This is a genomic window from Microbacterium sp. (genome assembly GCF_030149085.1).
Classification (GTDB): Bacteria; Actinomycetota; Actinomycetes; order Actinomycetales; family Microbacteriaceae; genus Microbacterium.
Map to the genome: position 1 here is coordinate 1 of NZ_JASBSF010000280.1, position 3227 is coordinate 3227.

General features: G+C 64.5%; 4 protein-coding genes. 1 reads left to right on the forward strand and 3 read right to left on the reverse strand.

Going from position 1 to position 3227, the window contains the following annotated elements; translation table 11 throughout:
* A partial coding sequence (locus Q1V87_RS11315) for a DUF3817 domain-containing protein (protein ID WP_300592781.1) occupies positions 1–156 on the reverse strand: 156 nt, incomplete at its 3' end.
* A gap of 115 nt (positions 157–271) precedes the next feature.
* Here Q1V87_RS11315 and Q1V87_RS11320 point away from each other — a divergent pair.
* Positions 272–2347 carry an MDR family MFS transporter gene (locus Q1V87_RS11320; RefSeq protein ID WP_300592776.1) on the forward strand — a complete coding sequence of 692 codons (2076 nt, stop codon included), beginning with the start codon at positions 272–274 and terminating at the stop codon, positions 2345–2347.
* Between the two features lie 141 nt (positions 2348–2488).
* On the opposite strand, the gene Q1V87_RS16310 is transcribed toward Q1V87_RS11320, so the two are convergent.
* Together Q1V87_RS16310 and Q1V87_RS11330 are read right to left on the reverse strand one after the other, a co-directional pair.
* Positions 2489–2680 (reverse strand): hypothetical protein, encoded by a 192-nt coding sequence (locus tag Q1V87_RS16310; RefSeq protein ID WP_366945439.1) that lies wholly within the window; start codon positions 2678–2680, stop codon positions 2489–2491.
* 145 nt (positions 2681–2825) lie between these two features.
* On the reverse strand, positions 2826–3227 hold a 402-nt coding region (locus Q1V87_RS11330; protein WP_300592779.1), incomplete at its 5' end, for a cupin domain-containing protein.

The following is a 3227-nucleotide window of genomic DNA, read 5'->3' on the forward strand; positions in this document are numbered from 1 at the left end:
CAAGAAGATGAAGCCGTGGATGACGCCCCCGATCGTCACGGCGAGCGCGAGCTCCGGATTCACGGCGCGAGTGATGAGCGCTGCAATGAGCAGGGTCCACGAGATCGCCTCGAGGATGGCGAGGGTGCGAAAGAGGGAGAGCGGAGTACGGAACACACCTTCAGCATAGCTGAAGGAGTGTTCCGAACTCCATTCCGACGATCCGGGTATATAGTTGCGTCTGGTCAACCATCTTCCCGGGCGCTCTGCCCTTCTTCTCTCGTGAGGCACCATGTCAACTGCTGCAGTTCGCCCAGCCACCGGCGCTCCGGTGATGACACACCGAGAGATCCTCGTGGTCATCTTCGGTCTGATGGCCGGTATGTTCCTGTCCGCGCTGGATCAGACGATCGTCGGCACCTCGATCCGCACGATCGGCGACGACCTCAACGGGCTGAGCCTGCAGGCCTGGGTCACGACGGCGTACCTCATCCTCGCGACGATCTCGACCCCGATCTACGGCAAGCTCTCTGACATCTTCGGCCGTCGCCCGCTGTTCATCATCGCGATCGGCATCTTCGTCATCGGCTCGATCCTGGCCACCTTTTCGCAGTCGATGGTGCAGCTCGCCGTCTTCCGTGCGATCCAGGGCCTCGGCGCCGGTGGCCTGATGTCGATGCCGCTCGCGATCATGGGCGACATACTCGCGCCGCGCGAGCGCGCCCGCTACCAGGGATACTTCCTCGCGGTCTTCGGTATCTCTTCGGTCATCGGCCCGCTCATCGGGGGCCTGTTCGCGGGTGCCGACCAGATCCTGTGGATCGACGGGTGGCGCTGGGTCTTCCTCATCAACGTGCCGATCGGCATCGGGGCCCTCGCGATCGTCTTGCGCTTCCTGCACATTCCCCGCCACGGCGGTCCCCGCTCGGTCCGCATCGACTGGTGGGGGGCTGCCGCCGTCATCCTCGCCCTCGTGCCGCTGCTGCTGGTTGCCGAGCAGGGTCGCGAGTGGGGCTGGGATTCAGCTATCGCGATCTCGTGCTACGTGATCGGTGCCATCGGCATCCTGGCCTTCGTGCTCATCGAGCGGGCGATGAAGGATGACGCGATCATCCCGCTGAAGCTGTTCAGCTCCCCCACGTTCTCGATGGCGACCGTGATCGGCGTGTTCGTCGGCTTCGGAATGTTCGGCGCGATGTTGACGCTCCCCCTGTACTTGCAGCTTGTCCTGGGTTCAACCCCGACCGAGAGCGGCCTGCAGCTTCTGCCGATGATCCTCGGCCTCATGGTCTCGTCGATCGTGAGCGGCCAGCTCATCGCGCGCACCGGCAGGTACCGCATCTTCCCCATCACAGGAACCGCGTTCATGGCGCTCGGCTACTTCGTCTTGACGTTCATGCAATACGACTCGTCGTACTGGATGATCGCCGGCGCGATGCTGCTGCTCGGGCTCGGGCTCGGGCAGCTCATGCAGACCCTCACGATCGCGAGCCAGAACTCCGTCGGCGCGCGCGACATGGGTGTGGCCACGAGCGCGTCGACCTTCTTCCGTCAGATCGGTGGCACCGCCGGGACTGCCGTGCTCCTCTCGCTGCTGTTCACGGTGCTCCCCACCAACGTGCAGACCGCTTTCCAGAACGAGACGAACCTGTCGGGCGCACTGAACGCCGCACTGACTCCCGAGATCGCGAACGCTCCCGAGAACGCGGCGATCATGCAGACGATCTACACCCCGATCGTTTCAGCCGTTACTGATGCAACCACGCAGCAGATCGAGCAGGGGCTGCAGCAGGCAACGGATGCCGCCACTCAGGCCGTCGCCGATCAGGTCGCGGCAGGGACCATCCCGGCATCCGCGCAAGAGGCAGCCACCGCGGCTGCCGTCGCGCAGGCGCAGGCCGCGGCGACGGCACAGATCGAGGAGCAGATCCCGGTCGCGCAGATCTCGAGCGACGGCACGGTCACACTCGACTTCTCAGACGCCGCCGACCGCGAGGCCTTTGTGGCACAGATCATTCCGCAGATCGAGGAACAGTTCGCCGGTGGCGGCGAGAGCTCGCTCGATAGCAGCACGATGGATGACACCTCGTTCCTCACCGGCGCGAACCCGGCGCTCGCTGAGCCGCTGCTCATCGCCTTCAACGAGTCGACGGTGCTGGTCTACTGGGTCGGGATGTACGTCGTTCTCATCGCCTTCGTGCTCTCGCTCTTCTTCCGCACCCCGCCGTTGCGCGATCGCTCCGCACTGCAGGAAGCCGCCGACGACGAGGCGATGCTCGCGACCGCCGCGGCGGAGGAGTTCGGCGCAATGGTCACGCCCGGCACGGCAACGGGTCCCGTACCGACGAGCGCAGGAACCCGCAGCTAGGAGACTCGCTCCATCCAGGTAGTCCCTGCCCTACGACGCGTCGCAGCTAAGCGTTGCCACCGTCGATGCGCTCGAGCAGGTCCTTGAGCGCATCACGGATCGCCGTATGGTCGTACTGGCCGGCCCGGCTCTCAGCCGAGATCACCCCCGAGCGATGTACGCGGGCGAGGTCACCGTACGGAAAGCTGTAGGCGCCTTTAGTCTCGGGTTCTCACTCCGATCGACACCCAGATGCCAGTGCGAGAACTCGGTCCATCCGTGCTGTTCGATGAAGGTGTTCTCGTCGTCCGGTGACGGGGCGGCCTCTGACCACTCGTCGCGCTCACCGCGCACGACCTCTCCTTCGCGAATCAGCTTTTGCGCCTACTCCCAGGCAGGCTTGTTCAGTTCGATAGCCATGACGCCGACGGTACGGAGTGCGAACCGGATCGGCGAACGGATTGCGCGGCCCGAGCGGATGTGCAACGGCAGCGGGCGATCAGTCGCACTTCGCGAGGTCGGTCTGCGCGAGGGGTTGCCCATCCTCGATGACGTAGGTCACCAACAGCACGACATCCTCGGTACCCTCATTGACGCCTTGGTGGATGTATCCTGCGCCCTCGACGATCGCGTCTCCGGTCTCGTAAACGTGCACGCCTCCCGGGTAAATGGGAGCGTAATGCGTCAGCGTTCCCTGTTCGACAACGGCAATGAGTTGACCGGCATGGCAGTGCTCGCCCGTTCCCGCACCGGGACGCAGAGTGATGCGGCGGAACACCACTTGTGAGGATCCCTCGACCTGAACCTCGACACCGTCGGGGTCCTCGCCGACAGCAAGGTCTTCAGCGGTCACCGGCGCAAGACTCACGGATGCCGTGGCAGAACTCGTCGGTGAGGCATC

Coding starts and splice junctions, on each gene's coding strand:
- Q1V87_RS11320 (WP_300592776.1), top strand. CDS start 272: ATGTCAACTGCTGCAGTTCGCCCAGCCACCGGCGCTCCGGTGATGACA.